The sequence below is a fragment of the Micromonospora sp. SL4-19 genome, assembly GCF_047921475.1.
In the GTDB taxonomy this organism is placed as follows: Bacteria; Actinomycetota; Actinomycetes; order Mycobacteriales; family Micromonosporaceae; genus Micromonospora.
The window spans coordinates 1-284 of sequence record NZ_JBLROB010000110.1; the positions used below are offsets into that span (position 1 = coordinate 1).

Annotated in this window: 1 protein-coding gene; it reads right to left on the minus strand. The window is 70.8% G+C overall.

Translation table 11 applies throughout. The features are described 5' to 3' along the window. Positions 1–278, minus strand: a 278-nt coding sequence (locus ACNAVT_RS31905) for a GDP-mannose 4,6-dehydratase (RefSeq protein ID WP_416301723.1), incomplete at its 3' end; no start/stop codon positions are given. Positions 279–284 lie beyond the last annotated feature (6 nt).

Sequence of the window (284 nt, forward strand, 5' to 3'; positions counted from 1 at the left end):
AGCACGTTCGTGACGACGAACGGCGCGGCGCCGGCGATCGACCGGTCCACGTGCGACTCGGCGGCGAAGTGGACGATCACGTCGTGCCCGGGCACCACCTCGTCGACCAACGCCGGATCGCAGATGTCACCCCGCACGAACCGCAGCCGCGGATCCTCCCGCACCGGCGCCAGGTTAGTCAGGTTCCCGGAATAGGTCAGCTTGTCCAGCACCGTCACCACCGACGGCTCCCCGACCGGCACCCCGGCAGCGTCGCCGCCGGGCACGCCCAACAGCATCCGCAC